The organism is Thermomonospora catenispora (genome assembly GCF_006363815.1).
GTDB classification, from domain to species: Bacteria; Actinomycetota; Actinomycetes; order Streptosporangiales; family Streptosporangiaceae; genus Thermomonospora; species Thermomonospora catenispora.
This window is the reverse complement of record NZ_RRYT01000004.1, coordinates 121,133-136,690: the sequence shown is the minus strand read 5'-3', so window position 1 is coordinate 136,690 and position 15,558 is coordinate 121,133. Positions and strand designations below refer to the sequence as shown.

General features: G+C 74.9%; 13 protein-coding genes. 3 read left to right on the top strand and 10 right to left on the bottom strand.

Going from position 1 to position 15,558, the window contains the following annotated elements; translation table 11 throughout:
- Positions 1-9: 9 nt before the first annotated feature.
- From mnhG to mbhE, 6 genes are read right to left on the bottom strand one after another with little or no spacing between them, the layout of a single operon-like run.
- Positions 10-339, bottom strand: coding sequence for a monovalent cation/H(+) antiporter subunit G (gene mnhG / locus EIO00_RS05190; protein ID WP_175596135.1), 330 nt, complete (start codon positions 337-339; stop codon positions 10-12).
- Positions 336-602 (bottom strand): MrpF/PhaF family protein, encoded by a 267-nt coding sequence (locus EIO00_RS05185; protein WP_140175772.1) that lies wholly within the window; start codon positions 600-602, stop codon positions 336-338. Before EIO00_RS05185 ends, mnhG begins: the two co-directional genes overlap by 4 nt.
- Positions 599-1,207, bottom strand: coding sequence for a Na+/H+ antiporter subunit E (locus EIO00_RS05180; protein ID WP_140175771.1), 609 nt, complete (start codon positions 1,205-1,207; stop codon positions 599-601). The genes EIO00_RS05185 and EIO00_RS05180 overlap by 4 nt, the downstream gene beginning before the upstream one ends.
- On the bottom strand, positions 1,204-2,835 hold the full coding sequence (locus tag EIO00_RS05175) for a Na+/H+ antiporter subunit D (RefSeq protein ID WP_140175770.1): 1,632 nt from the start codon (positions 2,833-2,835) through the stop codon (positions 1,204-1,206). The genes EIO00_RS05180 and EIO00_RS05175 overlap by 4 nt, the downstream gene beginning before the upstream one ends.
- Complete coding sequence (locus EIO00_RS05170) at positions 2,832-3,215, bottom strand: Na(+)/H(+) antiporter subunit C (RefSeq protein ID WP_140175769.1); 384 nt, start codon at positions 3,213-3,215, stop codon at positions 2,832-2,834. The genes EIO00_RS05175 and EIO00_RS05170 overlap by 4 nt, the downstream gene beginning before the upstream one ends.
- The gene (gene mbhE, locus EIO00_RS05165) at positions 3,212-6,085 is read right to left on the bottom strand and encodes a hydrogen gas-evolving membrane-bound hydrogenase subunit E (protein ID WP_140175768.1); all 2,874 of its coding nucleotides are present in this window, start codon (positions 6,083-6,085) and stop codon (positions 3,212-3,214) included. Before mbhE ends, EIO00_RS05170 begins: the two co-directional genes overlap by 4 nt.
- A 553-nt stretch (positions 6,086-6,638) precedes the next feature.
- Here mbhE and EIO00_RS24100 point away from each other — a divergent pair.
- Together EIO00_RS24100 and EIO00_RS05155 are read left to right on the top strand one after the other, a co-directional pair.
- Positions 6,639-6,977, top strand: coding sequence for a HEAT repeat domain-containing protein (locus EIO00_RS24100; RefSeq protein WP_161602653.1), 339 nt, complete (start codon positions 6,639-6,641; stop codon positions 6,975-6,977).
- A 22-nt stretch (positions 6,978-6,999) separates the two neighbouring features.
- Positions 7,000-7,725, top strand: a complete 726-nt coding sequence (locus EIO00_RS05155) for a hypothetical protein (protein WP_140175766.1) — start codon at positions 7,000-7,002, stop codon at positions 7,723-7,725.
- 100 nt (positions 7,726-7,825) lie between these two features.
- On the opposite strand, the gene EIO00_RS05150 is transcribed toward EIO00_RS05155, so the two are convergent.
- The 4 genes from EIO00_RS05150 to EIO00_RS05135 form a co-directional block, all read right to left on the bottom strand.
- Positions 7,826-11,167 carry a DUF4132 domain-containing protein gene (locus EIO00_RS05150; RefSeq protein WP_140175765.1) on the bottom strand — a complete coding sequence of 1,114 codons (3,342 nt, stop codon included), beginning with the start codon at positions 11,165-11,167 and terminating at the stop codon, positions 7,826-7,828.
- A 172-nt stretch (positions 11,168-11,339) separates the two neighbouring features.
- Positions 11,340-12,500 carry an acyl-CoA dehydrogenase family protein gene (locus EIO00_RS05145; protein ID WP_140175764.1) on the bottom strand — a complete coding sequence of 387 codons (1,161 nt, stop codon included), beginning with the start codon at positions 12,498-12,500 and terminating at the stop codon, positions 11,340-11,342.
- Complete coding sequence (locus EIO00_RS05140; RefSeq protein WP_140175763.1) at positions 12,497-13,342, bottom strand: HTD2 family dehydratase; 846 nt, start codon at positions 13,340-13,342, stop codon at positions 12,497-12,499. Before EIO00_RS05140 ends, EIO00_RS05145 begins: the two co-directional genes overlap by 4 nt.
- Positions 13,339-14,595 (bottom strand): CoA transferase, encoded by a 1,257-nt coding sequence (locus EIO00_RS05135; protein ID WP_241661122.1) that lies wholly within the window; start codon positions 14,593-14,595, stop codon positions 13,339-13,341. Before EIO00_RS05135 ends, EIO00_RS05140 begins: the two co-directional genes overlap by 4 nt.
- A gap of 271 nt (positions 14,596-14,866) precedes the next feature.
- Between EIO00_RS05135 and EIO00_RS05130 the strand changes: the two genes are divergently transcribed.
- Complete coding sequence (locus EIO00_RS05130) at positions 14,867-15,553, top strand: GntR family transcriptional regulator (RefSeq protein WP_140175762.1); 687 nt, start codon at positions 14,867-14,869, stop codon at positions 15,551-15,553.
- The last annotated feature ends 5 nt before the right edge of the window (positions 15,554-15,558 follow it).

The following is a 15,558-nucleotide window of genomic DNA, read 5'->3' as shown; positions in this document are numbered from 1 at the left end:
GAGCGGCACTCACCCCCGTTCGCCCGACTCGTCGACGACCAAGAACGCCGGGTGCTCGGCGCCGGACCGGTAGGCGGTCGCGCCCACCGTCTGGGCGACCACCGGGGAGGTCGTCAGCTGGAAGATCGCCACCAGCAGCAGCGGGGTGACGTCGGCGATCGACTCCATCTGCACGGCGGCCCCGATCAGGACCAGCAGCAGCCCGATGGTCTGCGGCTTGGTGGCCGCGTGCAGCCGGGTCAGGATGTCGGGGAACCGCACCAGTCCCACCGCGCCCAGCAGGGAGAACCCCGCCCCGGCGGGCAGCAGCACGGCGGTGAGGAGGTCGGCGAGGATCATCGGCGCCGCCCCCGTTCCCCGGCCAGCCGGGCGGCGGCGACCGTGCCGACGAAGCCGAGCAGCGCGATCACCACCAGGGAGTCGGCGTAGGCGGTGCCGCCCTGTCTCGCCGCGTCCACGGCGACCCCGCTGACCAGCAGCACCGACAGCACGTCCAGCGCCAGGATGCGGTCCAGCGCGGTGGGTCCGCGCACCAGCCGGGCCATGGTCAGCAGGCCCGCCGCCGACAGCAGCGCCAGGGCGAGGGCGGAGACGGCGCTCATCGGGAGTCCTCCGGCTCCAGCGGGTGGCCGAACGCGCGCATCAGCCGGCGTTCGGTGTCCAGCACCCCTTCGCGCACCCGTTCGGCCCCGGCCCGGTCGTGCACCGGCATGGCGTGGATGTACAGCGACGACTCGTCCCGGCGGACGTCCAGCACCAGCGAGCCCGGCCGCAGCGAGATGCTGTTGACGACCATGACCAGCATCACCTCCGAGGGGGTGCGGAAACGGACCCGGACGATCCCGCCGCGCACGGCGTGCGCGCCGCGCAGCGCGTACCAGCCGACGACGACGCTGGAGACCGCCAGGTCGGCGAGGAACGCCCACAGCGCCCGCGCCAGCGCCCCCGCGTGCACCCGCCCCGCGGCCACCGGCAGCGCGGGCAGGCGGGTCGCCGCGTGCGTCACGGCGACCGCCGCGATCCCGCCCGCGACCACCGCCGGGCCGACGCGTCCCCACAGCGCCGTCCACACCAGCAGCAGCCAGGCCGCCATGGCCAGGCGGGAGAACGCCGTGGAGGCGGCGGATCCGCGGGCGCCCGGGGAGGGGGCGCCGGGCGAGCCTCGTCCCGCCGACGGTCCGTCGCGGTCGTCCGATGCCCTCCTCACGGGTTCCTTCCTTCCCCCACCGCCTGCCGGTAAGCCGTCCGGTCGACCAGGTCGGCGGCGGCCTGCAGGCTCCAGGAGGTCAGCGGGCCGGCGAACACCGCGATCGCCAGGCCGAGGGCGACCATCCCGGCGGTCACCGCGCGGACGAGGCCGCGGCTGTAGCGCTGGGGGCGGGACAGGCCGGGCCGTTCGCCGGGCTCCGGGCCGAGGGGCGGGTCGGGCCGCCCGCCGGCATCCGGGTCGGGCCGCCCGCCGGGATTCGGGTCGGGCCGTTCGCCGGGTTCCGGGGCGGGGCCGGGCTCGCCGGAGGGGGTGTGGGGGCGCCAGAACGCCAGCGTCCACACCCGGCTCATCGCGATCAGGGTCAGCAGCCCGGTCAGCACCGCGACGGCGGCGACCGCGCGCCCCAGCGTCCGGTCCGAGCCGAATCCGGCCTCCAGCAGCGCGAGCTTGGCCACGAAGCCCGACAGCGGCGGCACGCCCGACAGGCTCATCGCGGGCACGAAGAACAGCGCGGCGAGGAACGCCGAGGACCCGGCCAGCCCGCCGAGCCGTTCCAGCGACGTCTCCCCGGTCTCGTCCTGCATGATGTCGCTGACCAGAAACAACGTCGCCTGCACCACGATGTGGTGGACCAGGTACACGATCGCGCCGGTCAGGCCCGCCACCGACAGCAGCCCCAGCCCGAACACCAGGTACCCGATGTGGCCGACCAGCGCGAACGACAGCACCCGGTGGATGTCCTGCTGGGTCAGCGCCCCCAGCAGCCCGATCAGCATGGTCGCCGCCGCCAGCACCAGCAGCACCGTGCCGATCCGCCCGTCGGGGAACAGCAGCGTCTGGGTGCGGATCAGCGCATAGACGGCGGTCTTGGTGAGCAGCGCCGCGAACACCGCGGTGATCTTGGTGATGGCGGCCGGGTAGCTGTCGGGCAGCCACAGGTGCAGCGGCGCCACCGCCCCCTTGATGCCGAACACCACCAGGAACATCAGCGCCAGGACGGTCCGCAGCCCTTCCGGCAGGTTCGCCGTCCGCACGGACAGGTCCGCCAGGTTGACCGTGCCGGTGGCCGCGTAGGTGACGGCGACCGAGGTGAGGAACAGGATCGAGGAGGTCAGGCTGACCACCGCGTAGGTCATGCCGGCGTGCATGCGGGCCGGGTTGGGCCCCAGGGTGAGCAGCACGTAACTGGCGGCCAGCATGACCTCGAAGGCCACGAACAGGTTGAACAGGTCCCCGGCCAGGAACACCAGGCACACGCCCGCCGCCAGCGTCAGGTACGCGGGGTAGAAGAAGTTCGGCTCGGCCTCCGAGTGCCCCACGACGCCCTGCCCCACCGCGTACAGCAGGATCGCCAGCAGCACCGTGCTCGACACCAGCAGCATCAGCGCCGACAGCCGGTCGGCGACGAGGGTGATGCCGAGCGGCGCGGGCCAGCCGCCGATCTGGACGGCGATCACGCCGCGGTCGGCGACGGCCATGAGCACCCCGATCGCGGCGGCGACGGTGGCGGCGAGGATCCCCAGGCCCAGCAGGCGCAACGCGTTCTGCCACCGCCACAGCAGCAGCCCGAGCGCCGCGCCGGCCAGCGGCATCGCGTACGGGAGGGGGAGCAGGACGTCGCTCATCCGCCGCCCTCCTCGTCGTAGTCCCCGCGGCGGGCCTCGGCGGCGATCCGGCGGTCCTCCACGTCGTCGGGCACCTCGTCCTCCCCGAGGAACACCCGGCTCCGGTAGGCCAGGGCCAGCAGGAACGCGGTCACCCCGAAGGTGATGACGATCGCGGTCAGCGCCATCGCCTGCGGCAGCGGGTCGGTCATCGGGCCCCGGCGGACGCGCCCCAGCAGCGGCGGGTCCCCGGCGGGGCCTCCCGCCACCAGCAGCGCGAGGGTGGAGCCGTGCCCGAGCAGCACGAACCCCGCCACGATCCGGATCAGCGAGCGCTGCAGCAGCAGGTGGAACCCGACGGCGAACAGCACCCCGATCACGATCAGCAGCACCAGGCTCATCGCGCCTCGCCTCGGGACGCGTCCGGGACGTCGGGCTCCTCCTCCAGGCTGGTGCCCAGGGACCGCAGCAGGCTCAGCACCAGCCCCAGCACCAGCAGGTACACGCCCAGGTCGAACACCAGGCCGCTCGGCGCCTCGACGTGCCCCAGCAGCGGCCAGGTCCACTCCGCCGCGGCCGACTCCAGGAACGCCCCGCCCACGGCCCAGGGGACCGCCCCGGTGAGCAGCGCGAGCCCCAGACCGCCGCCGATGAGGACGTTCGGGTGCCAAGGGAGGGCGGCGGCCAGTTCCCGCATGCCCCCGGCGAGGTAGCGGAGCACGAACGCCGATCCGGCGACGAGCCCGCCGACGAATCCGCCGCCGGGCTGCACATGCCCCGCCACCAGCAGGTAGATCGAGAACACCAGGATCGTCGGGATCAGCAGCCGGGCCGTGATCGCCAGCAGCACCGAGGGCGGGCCGAGCGGTGGAGGGCCGGGGGCGGCGAGCCAGCGGCCCCCGCCGGGGTCCTGCGGCGGGCGTTCGAAGCGGCCTTGGTGCATGCCGGCGAGCATCAGCGCCGTCACGCCGACCGCGGCGACGGCGAGCACGCCGATCTCGCCGGTGGTGTCCAGGGAGCGCAGGTCGACCAGGATGGCGTCGACGACGTTCCCCGCCTTCTCGGCGCGGGCCTGGGCGACGTAGCCGGGGCCGACCGGCGGGTCGCGCCGGCTGAGCGTCATCACGGCCAGCAGCGACGCGATGAACGCGCCGGCGGCGGCCCCCAGCAGCCCCGAGAGGAACTGCAGCCGGCGTGAGCGGCGACGCCGCGGGAAGTCCTCGGGCAGCCGGCGCAGCACGAACACCAGCACGATCAGGGTGAGGGTCTCCACGACCAGCAGGGTCAGCGCCACGTCGGGGGCGCCGTGCAGGATGAACAGCCCGACCATGGCGTAGCCGACCGCGCCGAGCAGGAGCACGGCCGACAGCCTGCGGTGCATCCGCATCGCGGCGAGGGCCCCGGTGACGGCGATGAGGCCGAGCACGGCCTGGACGGGGTCGTCCCACAGGGTCAGCCCTCCGCTCCGCAGGGGCGGGACGGTCTCCCCGGCGAGGCCCGCCACCAGGGCCGTGCCGGGGAGGGCGAGGACGGTCGCGACGATGACCGCCAGGTAGGCGGGGAGGGAGCCGACCTGGGTGCGCCGGGTCAGCCGGTGGGCCGCCGCGAACAGCGTCTTGAGGGCGGCGCGGTAGCCGCCCTGTGCGGTGGGGAGGCGGCCGGTGGCCTCGTGCAGGGCGCGGGGGGCCGTGAAGTAGACGCCGACCCCCAGCGCCAGGATCGCCGCGGAGGCCGCCAGCGGCGGGCCGATCCCGTGCCAGAGGGCGAGCTTATAGGGGGCGGCGGCGGTGAACCGGTCGGCGTACGGCCCGATGAGGTCCTGCCACGCCCCGGGGATCAGCCCCGCGAGGAGGCCCGCGGCCGATAAGACGGCGATGGGCCACCAGGCGAGGCCGGGGACGGGGTCCCGCGGTCCGGCGGTCAGGACTCCTCTCAGGTGGGCGGGGGAGAACGCCCTCCGCGAGGGGGGCTTGTCGCCGGTTCCGCCGACGTCCCCGCCGAAGGCGCCTTGCAGGAAGCGGATCCCGTACGCCACGGTGAGGACCGAGCCGGCGGCGACGCCCGTGAACACCGCCAGGTCCGGGCCCGGGTGGGCGAACGCCTCCAGCGCCGCCTCCTTGGCCGTGAAGCCGAGGAACGGGGGGAGGCCCGCCATCGACGCCACGGCGGCGGCCATGGCCAGCCCCAGGCAGGGCATGCGCCGTCCCACCCCGTGGAGCGCGCTGCCCAGGCGCGTCCCATAGGTGCGGTCCACCACGCCCACCGCCAGGAACATCGGGGCCTTGAACAGCCCGTGGGCCAGCAGCAGCGCCGGTCCGGCCAGCGCGGCCGTGCGCGTCCCGGCCCCGCACAGCACCATGAGCAGGCCGAGCTGACTGATCGTCCCGTACGCCAGCAGGAGCTTGAGGTCGTCCTGCCACAGGGCGTGCCAGCCCGCCGCGATCAGGCTCACCAGGCCGACGACGATCACCAGGGGGCGCCACACCGTCGTGTCGGCGAACGCCGGGGCCAGCCGCGCCACCAGGTACACCCCCGCCTGCACCATCGCCGCCGCGTGCAGGTAGGCGCTCACCGGGGTGGGCGCGACCATCGCCGAGGGCAGCCAAGCGTGCAGCGGCATCTGCGCCGATTTGACGAACGCCCCCAGCAGGATCAGCACCAGCGCCAGCTCCGTGGCGGGGCCGCGGGGCGGGTCCGCCAGCAGCGCCGAGAGGGTGAAGGTGCCCGCCTGCTGGCCCAGCACGATCAGCCCGGCCAGCATCACCAGCCCGAACCCGGTGGTGGTGATCAGCGCCTGGTTGGCCGCCCGCCGGGCCTGGGCGTCCTGGGGCGCGAACCCGCCGATCAGCAGGTAGGAGCACAATGTGGTCAGCTCCCAGAACACGTACAGGATGAGCAGGTTGTCGGCCAGCACCAGGCCGGTCATGGCCCCGGCGAACGCCACCAGCACGCCGACGCCCAGGGTGGGCGGTGCGGGGAAGTACCAGGCCGAGTAGATCAGGACCAGCGCTCCGACCGCACCGATGAGGAGCAGCAGCACCCAGGCCAGGCCGTCGAGGCGGAACTGCGGGACCAGCCCCAGCTCGGGGACCCACTCGATCATCTCGGCGGGCTGCCCGCCGCCGGCCACCGTGCCGGCCTGGCGGAGCGTCCACAGCACCGTCACCGCCGGGGCCAGCGCCGCCACCAGCGCCATCAGCCGCCGGTCCCACCGCAGCGCCCACGGCACCGCCACCGCGACGACCGCGTGGAAGACCACGAGCGTCACCATGGCCGCAGGCCCTTCACCGCATCCCCCCTCGTCCGGCGCGCGACCGGCCGCTCCGTCCGCCGTCCCCGCGACGGCGGATCTCCCCCGTCGCCGGGGCGCGGTCGCCGTCCTTCGGTCCGTTCTTCACCGCCCGCCCCGGCCTGCCGACCCAACGGTCGGGCAGGGCCCTTCACACGGGAACCGATGCCCTGTTCGGTTCATACCGATGTTTGTTTTAGGGACATCCCCAAAAGCCACCCGAAACGTCTATGATCTTGTTCGCCGGGGAAACGTGAGTACCCGGTTTGGCCCCGGGACCGTGTCGCCCCACCCACCGGGGCCTTCCTCGCCCCGCCTCCCCCACATCGCCCCGCCGTTCCCTCCCCCGCCGGATCCGAGCGTCGAACGCCGCCTCCCCGACCCGACGTCTCCCCGGTCCGGCGCCTCTCCGGCCCGATGTCTCCTCGACCTGGCGTCTCCCCGACCGCGACACTTCTCCGGCATCGCGCGAACACCGCGTCTTCTGCGACCTTCTGCGACAATTCCCCACGTCGCCGAACGCCGGGAGGAGCAGGTGCCCGAGCCCCATGTCGCGCGCGCCCTGGAACGCATGCGCAGCCAGGACCCCGCCGAACGCGAGAAGGGCTTCGACTTCCTGCGCGAACACGCCGACTCCTACGTCGAGGACCTCATCGCCGCCTTCACCGGGGAGGAGGACCCCGATTTCCGCCGCCTGCTCCTGGAGCTCATCGCCGAGGCCCGCGACCCCAAGGCCCTGCCCGTGTTCACCCGGCACCTGGACGACTGCGACGACCCGCTGCAGTTCTGGGCCGTGCGGGGCCTGGAGATGCTCGACACCCCCGACGCCCATCGGGCGCTGGCACAGGCCCGCGCCCAAGGCCTGATCGTCTGACCCGCCGCACCGGCCGACGAGCATGCGACTACCGCTGACCTCCTATCGGACGCCGGGGCCGGGAGAGCTGCGGCGGGTGCTCGAGCCGCGCCGGCCGCTGCGGAACCTGTGGCTGCGGTCCCCGCACCAAAGCGGCTACGGGATGGTGGTCGGGTCGCGGGCGGACCTGCTGCGGCTCGGGGCGCTGGTCCGGCTGGCGGCGGTGAGCGGGCACAGCGCCGTGCACGTGCCGGCCCCGGCGGGCGAGCCTCCCGCGTTCGTGGCGCACTGGCTGCACCTCGGGGAGACGCCGATGGACCTGCTCATCGTCCGCGACGACGTGCGGTTGCGGCCTTCGGCGTGGCCGAGGGTGCGGCGACGGATCCACAAGGGGCCGGCGCGGGGCCGCCCGCTGACCGCGCAGGCGCCCGCCGCCCGCTCTCCGCGCTCCCCCCGGCCGTGGGAGAAGGACGCGCTGATCTCCCTGCGCGCCCACGGCACCGCGCTGGTGCTGTCCGGCTCCGCCAGGGCGCTGCATCTGGCGGGGGACGAGCTGACCTGGGCGGGCGAGCAGATCCCCGGCGACCGCGCCGTCCACCGGCACGGCGAGGCGATCCTCGGCACCCTCACCCCGCTCCTGACCGGCGGCGGGGCGGCCCCGCAGGGGATCGAGTTCGACATCTACGGCTGCGACCCGATCTTCCACCGCCGCCGCTGGGCCGGGCTCCGCGGCGCCCGCGTCACAGCCCGCGCCGGAAGACGCCGCTGAGCCCGGCCCGGTGCGGCCCCGTGCCCCGCAGGGCCGCACCGCCTCCTCCGGCCGCCCCGCCGGGGCCCGGCGGCGACGGCGGAGCGAGGCCCGCCCGGGGTCAGTCGGCGGCGGTCGCCTCGAGGAGGTCCTCCAGGAGGAGGGTCTCGGTGAGGGGATCGAGGGGGCCGAAACCGGGCTTGATCCCCTCGATGGGGTGGGGCCTCAGGTCCACGTGGTGGACGGTCAGGTCCGTCAGGTGGAGCAGGAGGACCAGGCCGCCGGGCAGGTGCCGCAGGGCGTTGTCCTCGGTGCCGTGGTTCTTGGTCCAGCCCCGGGCGTACAGCTTGGGCTCGCTGATCCGCACGTCGGGACCGAACCGGGAGCGGTCGAGCACCCCGGTGCGGCGCTCGGTGTCGGTGAGGGCGTGGACGGTGCGGTGCAGCTGGGGGAACGGCTGGATGATCTGGTAGTCGTCGAACACCTCCTGCCACGCCTTCAGCGACGGCCCCAGCTCCACCGGGTGGCACACCCCCACCCGGGCGTCCGGCGGCAGCTCGTACAGCTCGTCGTGCACGTCGGCGAGGGTGCGGTCCTCGGCCAGGCGGAACGCCACCGGCTCTCCGGCCGTCTCCCCCGCCGGGGGCTCGACGATCCACACCAGGCGGGCGGCGATGTGCCACAGCAGGGGGTGCCGCACGAACGCCTCGAACTCCTCCGCCGACCAGCGGCGGCCCTCCCGCATCGCCCGCTCCAGCCGGCCGGTCTGCTCGGCGGCGAACGCGGCGGTCTCCTTGCGCAGCTTCGTCAGCCGACCTCTGGCCTCGGCCGCCAGCTCGGGATCGTCGCCGGCGGCGGGCTTGGGCAGCGTCTTGCGACGACGCCCGGACTGGTCGACCACATGCGCGATGAGCCGGGAGTCGAACACCACCGTGAACCGGCGGGGGCCGTAGTCCAGGGTCAGGGTGCCGTCGGCGTCCAGACCGAAATCGGGCGGCGGTGCGTCCGGGACCTGCCCGGGGGCGAGGCCCAGCCGTTCGGCGGCCTTCGCCGCGTGCTTCTCGGCGGCCCGGACGAACGTCTTCTTCCGCAGCCGGCGCCCCAGCACCTGAAGCCGGGTGAGGGCCTCGGCGGTGTCGAACTCGGCCAACACCTCCAGCCCGTTCAGCACCAGCGCCTGTTCCCCCTCCAGGGACCACCGGTGGATCACCAGGGCCAGGCGGCGGGCGATCTCCGCATCACCGCTCCACGCCAGCTGGTGCAGCGCCCACCGGCCCGTCTGCGGCGCCGGCCAGCGGTGTGTGGGCTGGGCCGCGGAGGCCTCCCAGCGGCGGAACAGCGCCCACCCGAACTCGGCCAGCGACCGCGGGTCGCACGCCTCCGCGACCTGGGCGAGGCCGGGGTGGAGGGTGCCGGGGCGGCTCTTCGCCAACATCATGAGCAGATCCCGCACCGCCTGCTCGGGCAGGGCGCGGCGGCGATCGCGCAGCAGCAGGTCCGGCAGCGACGCCGGATCCGCCCACTCCGGGATCTTCGGCTGCCTGCCGCGTGCCAGCGGGTCGGCCGCCAGCAGCGCCCGCACCGCCTCCGCGGCCTCCTCGCCGTGCACCCGCGCCGCCGCGGCGACCTCCTCGTCCCCGTGCCGGGAGGCCAGCAGCCGGAGCGCGGCCTGGGCGGGACGGCGGAGCTTGGGTTCGGCGTCGCCGACCGCGTCCGGCACCAGCAGCGGCACCGCCTCGGTCCCGTGCCGGGCGAACCAGTCGAGCACGACGCGCCGGCTCTTTTGCACGCCGTTGGTGAGCCGGGAGGCCATCAGCCGCGCCGTCTCCGCGCTCCGCAGCGGCAGCAGGGCCTCCAGGAAGTCCGGGCCCAGCTCCGCGGCGCTGAGCGCGATCGGCAGCGCATCGGCCTCGAAACGCGCCACCATCGACTTGGCCCAGTCCGAGAACGCCCAGGTCTCCTCCATGCCCGGCGTCCAGTCGCGCAGCGCCGGGCCGGCCTGCTCGGCCGGGCACAGCAGCAGCCGGACGGGGGTGAACGGCGGCTCCGGGGCGCCCGCCGGCGGCCCGTCGGAGGCGGCGCGCAGCCCCGGCTCCAGGTCGAGGTTGGTGCCCGCGGTGAGATGCCATGCCTCGCGCTCGCCGGGCCCCCACACCACCCGCCGTTCCGCCGGCGGCTCCAACCCGGCGACCTTCGCGACCCTGCCGGCCTTCCGCCCGGCGCGCCTCCCGCCCCGGTCGGCCGACCGCCACGGCGGGTCCGCCAGCACCGGCGGCAGCTCCTCCACCGGCGCCGTGGGCGCCCGTTCCGCCTCGGCGGCCAGTGTCCGCACGACCGCGCGGGCGGCGGCCGGCAGCTCGGGCAGGGCGCCCGCCAGCCCGGGCCGCTCCCGCAGGCAGGTGAGCAGGACGTCCCGTACCGCGACGACCGTATGGGCGTCGGGCGTCATCTCGCCCGTCGGGTACGCCTGCGCCCGGGCCAGCCGGGGCGCCAGCAGCCGCATCGCCCGGACCGGGTGGTTGAGCGCCGCCTGCCGGAGCGCGGTGTGGGCGTACGGGCGGCCCAGGCGCTCCACCAGGGCCTCCATCGCCTCGTCACAGGGCAGCGCGGCGAGCAGCGCGAAGATCCTCTGGAAGGCCTCCGGCCCCAGGTGCCCCTCCGCGGCGGCGGTCAGGAGGGGGACGGCGGCGGCCCTGAGCCCGTCGGCGACCGTGATCAGCAGATCCAGGTCGTATCGCCACCACGCCAGCCGGTCCCGGGTCCGGAAGTCGGCGAGCTGGTCGGGCGAGCTCAGCGAGCACCACAGCATCTTCACCAGCGGCTCGTGCACAGGAGGGTCCTGGCAGCACTCGTCCACCCAGGCCCGCTGGTCCGGGACCAGGAACGACACGGCGATCCGCTGGGCGGGATGCTCCCGGCACCCCGCCAGCCGCTCCACCGCCCGCCGGTGCTCCTCCTCTCCGGCCGCGGCGAGCAGCCTCCGCACCCGGGCCGCGCCGTACTCCAGGCCCAGATGCGCGGGGAACTCCTCGCCCGGTGCGATGAACTTCAGGCACTGGATCGGCTCACCGCGATCGGAGCCCTGGAGCCGGAAGGTCTCCGCGCAGGCGTGCGCGGCGAACGGCAGGCCGTGCTCGGCGACCCACCAGTCCACGACCCGCGTCCACTCCCGCGAGGCGGCGTACCACCGGCCCCTGCGGGTCAGGAACAGGGCCTGCACGGCCGCCCCGAGCGGGTCCGCCGCGCCGTCCAGCCGCCGGCGCAGGGCGGCCGTCAGGACCGGGTCACTGTCGGGGTGCCTCAACGCCTCCTCGACGTCGGCCTGGAGCTCGATGCAGACCGCTCGGGCCCATGCGACGGCGTCCTCGTCCAGTGTGACGGGGGGCGCGCTCACCCCGCCCCGCCGCGGATGCAACGACGTCAGCCAGGAATCGGGGAATACCGGGATGTCCTCGTCGACCACGCCGACATCGTGGCATCCCGCACCGACAGGATCGTCCTCCCCTCCCCGTGCGCGGGGCGGGCTCTTCGTCAGGACCGCGTCCCCCTGCACCGGCGCCCGCCGTCATCCGCTCCGGCGCCTCGGGCGGGACGGCGCTCTCCCGCGGAGGGAGCGCCGGCCGCCTCGGGCGGCGTCAGACCAGGCCGCCCCGGCTGATCAGCTGTTTGACGATGACGTTGCGCTGGATCTCGTTGGTGCCCTCACCGATGATCATCAGCGGGGCGTCGCGGAAGTAGCGTTCCACGTCGAACTCGGTGGAGTAGCCGTAGCCGCCGTGGATGCGGACGGCGTTGAGGGCGATCTCCATGGCGGTCTCGGAGGCGAACAGCTTGGCCATCCCCGCCTCCATGTCGCAGCGGGCGCCGGAGTCGTAGCGTTCGGCGGCGTGCAGCAGCAGACGGCGGGCGGCGGTCAGCTTGGTGGCCATGTCCGCCAGGTAGCCGCCGATCGCCTGGTGCTGCCAGATCGGCTTGCCGAAGCTCTCCCGCTGCCGGGCGTAGCGGAAGGCGTCGTCGAAGGCGGCGCGGCCGACCCCGGTGGCGCGGGCGGCGACCTGGATGCGGCCGATCTCCAGACCCTTCATCATCTGCGCGAACCCCCGCCCCTCTTCGCCGCCGAGCAGGGCGGCGCGGGGGACGCGGCAGTCGTCGAAGGTCAGCTCGCAGCTCTCGACGCCCTTGTAGCCGAGCTTGGGCAGGTCGCGGGAGACGGTCAGGCCGGGGACCTTCTCCACCAGCAGGATGCTGACGCCCTTGTGGGCGGGCCGGGCGGAGGGGTCGGTCTTGCACAGCAGGGCGATCAGCCCGGCGCGGCGGGCGTTGGTGATCCAGGTCTTGGCGCCGTTGACGACGTAGTGGTCGCCCTCCGGCCGCGCCGTCGTCCGCATCGCCTGCAGGTCGGAGCCGCCGCCGGGCTCGGTCAGCGCCATCGCGGCGCGCAGCTCGCCGGTGGCCATGCGCGGCAGATAGCGCTCTTTCTGCTCCTCGGTGCCGAAGTCGCGGATCAGCGCGGAGACGACGGTGTGGCCGCCCATCGCCCCGGCCAGGCTCATCCAGCCGCGGGCCAGCTCCTCGGTGACCAGGGCGAAGCAGGGGGTGGAGACCTTGGTCTCCCCGTACGGCTCGGGGACGGCCAGCCCGAAGATCCCCAGCCGTTTCATCTGCTCGATGAGGTCCTCGGGGTAGGCGTCGGCGTGCTCCAGGTCGCGGGCGACCGGGCGGACCTCGCGGTCGACGAACTCCCGGACGGTCTCGACGATCGCGCGTTCCTCGGGGATCAGCTCGTAGTCGATCACGACAGTTCCACCTCCGCCTGCGCCCGGGCCAGCCCGGCGGCGTCGATCACGGCCAGCCTCCCGTCCGGGGAGCCGGTCACCAGCACCCCTTCCCCGGCGAACACCGGGCGGCGGAACCGGTAGGTCAGGGCCGTCACCCGCCGGTCGGGGGCGTGGCGGCGCGGCAGCTCCGCCATCAGGACGGCCAGCAGCGGGCCGTGCACCACCAGCGCGGGGAACCCCTCCACGTCCCGGGCGTACGGCAGGTCGTAGTGGATGCGGTGGGCGTTGGCGGTCAGCGCGCTGAACCGGAACAGCAGCGGCGGGTCGGCCACGAGCGGCAGCCGCCAGGGGGCCGGCGAGGAGGGGACCGGCCCGTCCTGCACCTGGTGCCGGGCGGGCGCCGCGCCCGCCCGGTACACCAGGTCCTGCTCGTCGGTGATCCGCGGCTCGCCGTCCTGGCGGATCTCGTGCCGGACGGTCACGAACACCAGTTCTCCCGACCTGCCCTGTTTGACGTTCACCCCGGCGAGGGTCGAGGTGCGCTCGGCCGGGCGGCCCACCCGCAGCGGGGCGTGCAGCCGCAGCCTGCCGCCGGCGAACATCCGGGTGCGGTCGGGGATCGGCGGCAGGAAGCGCCCGTGCGCCGGATGCCCGTCGGCCCCCAGCTCCGCCTGCGGCGTCCACTCCAGGAAGTACAGCCAGTGCCACAGCGGCGGCAGCGGCTCCCCGGCGGCGGGGGCGTCGCCGGGGCGGTCGAGCATCGCGGCCAGCGCCGCGGCCGGCCCGGGCGGCAGCTCGTCGGTCGTCGTCTGCGGCTCCGGGTGCCACCCGGCCACGTGCGCGGCGAGTCCCCCGGTCATTCCCGCTCCCCGATCACGCGGCGGGCGCGCAGGTCGGCCAGGGCGTCCTCGGGCAGCGACAGCACCTCGCCCAGCACCTCGTCGGTGTGCTGGCCCAGCAGGGGCGCCGGGCCGGGGGGCCGCTGGACGCCGTCGAACACCAGGGGCGAGCCGGGCGCCAGGTGGCGGCCGATGCCGGGCTGGTCCAGCTCGCCCATCAGCGGCTCGGCGCGCAGCGCGGCGCCGTCGTCGGCCGCCAGCTCGGCGAAGTCGCGGTAGCGGGACCACAGCACGGAGGTGCCCTCGAACGCCTTCGCGATCTGGTCGCAGGTGCGGGCGGCGAACCAGGGGGCGAGGACGCCGCACAGGGCCTCCCGGTAGGCGTAGCGGTCGGCGGCCTTGGTGAAGTCGGCGCCCAGGGCGCGTTCCAGCGCCTCGGCGACCTCGCCCAGGCCGGTGGCGGCGAGCAGGTCGCGCCAGTGCCGGGCGGTCAGCGTCACCACCAGGACGCGCCGTCCGTCGCCGGTGGCGAAGTCCCGTCCGAAGTCGCCGAAGAGGTCGTTGCCGATGCGCCGGCGGGGCTCGCCGAACTGGGCCTCGGCCAGGTAGCCGAGGTTGCCGGCGGTGGCCAGCGCCACGTCGCTGAGGGCGACCTCGAGGCGCCGGCCGGCGCCGGTGCGCAGCCGGTGCCGTTCGGCGGCCAGCAGCCCCACCGCCAGGTACAGCCCGCAGGCCACGTCCCAGGCGGGCAGCACGTGGTTGACCGGGCCGTCGTGGTCCTCTGGGCCGGTGACCAGCGGGAAGCCCAGGGCGGCGTTCACCGTGTAGTCCACGGCGTTGCCGCCGCCGCGCCGGCCGATGAGCTGCACGTGGATCAGGTCGGGCCGCCGCTCGCGCAGCTCCTCATAGGTCAGCCCGTCGCGGCGGGGCGCGTTGGTGAGGACGATGCCGCTCGCGGCGATCAGGTCGGCGACGAGCCCGCGTCCTTCAGCCGACCGCAGGTCCACGGTGACCGAGCGTTTGCCCTTGTTGAGCCCGGCCCAGTACAGGCTGCGCCCGGACGGGGCCAGCGGCCAGCGGTCGATGTCGGGACCGCCGCCGATCTGGTCGACCCGGATCACGTCCGCCCCGAGCTGCGCCAGCGTCATCCCGCCCAGCGGGGAGGCGACGAAGCTGGACAGCTCGATCACCCGCATCCCCTCCAGCGGAAGCCCGCTCGGCCCCTCCGGCGTGCTCGTCTCACCGACCGCTTCACCGGCCACTTCACCGGCCACTGGCGTCCCTCCCCAGGTCCGGAGCGGTTCCGAGGCGTGGGACCGCCTCGAAGAATTCTGGATTCTATAGAATATTCACACGTTTTCCAGGGCTCACCGGCGACTCGGCCGGTCCAGAATCGACGAAGCGTCGGTGAGAGGACGGACGGTGCCCGGCACAAGGCCAACAGACTCCGGCGGACCCCCTCCCCCGTCCGGCCCGACCGGGCCGAGGGCGGGCCGAGAGCAGGCCGCTCCGCGACCGCACGGCGCCCGGGCCGCCGCCGGGACGGTGGGGACGCGGCGCCGCCCCGCCGTGGACGGCCGGCAGCTCAGCGAGCAGGTCGCCGGGCACGTGCGCGAGGCCATCATGATCGGCGAGCTGCGCGCCCCCGCCTACATCCGCACCGAGCATCTGGCCGCCGAGCTGGGCGTCAGCGCCACCCCGGTGCGGGAGGCGCTGATGATCCTGCACAGCGAGGGCGCGGTGCGCTGGGAGCCCCGCCGCGGCTTCCGGGTGCTGCCGCTGACCGAACGCGACGTCGCCGACCTGTTCGACGTGCAGGCCCACCTCGCCGGCGAGCTGGCCGCCCGCGCCGCCGCCGCGCTGCGGGAGGAGGACCTCGACCGGCTGGAGGACCTCCAGGCCCGCCTGGAGCGGGCCGCCCGCGACGGCGACACCGAACTGGTCGACCGGCTCAACCACGAGATCCACCGGACGATCAACCGCTCCTCCGGCTCGCACCGGCTGACCGCGCTGCTGACGTCGACCGTCCACTATGTGCCGCTGCGGTTCTTCGGCACCGTCGAGGGCTGGACCGAGGCCTCGGCCCGCGACCACGCGCCCGTCCTGGCCGCCCTGCGCGCCCGCGACGCCGAGGCCGCCCGCGCCGCCATGTCCGCCCACATCCGCCACGTCGGCCGCCTGCTCATCGACCACCTGCGCGCCCGGGGCGTCCTGGAGGAGCCGCCGCGGTGACCACC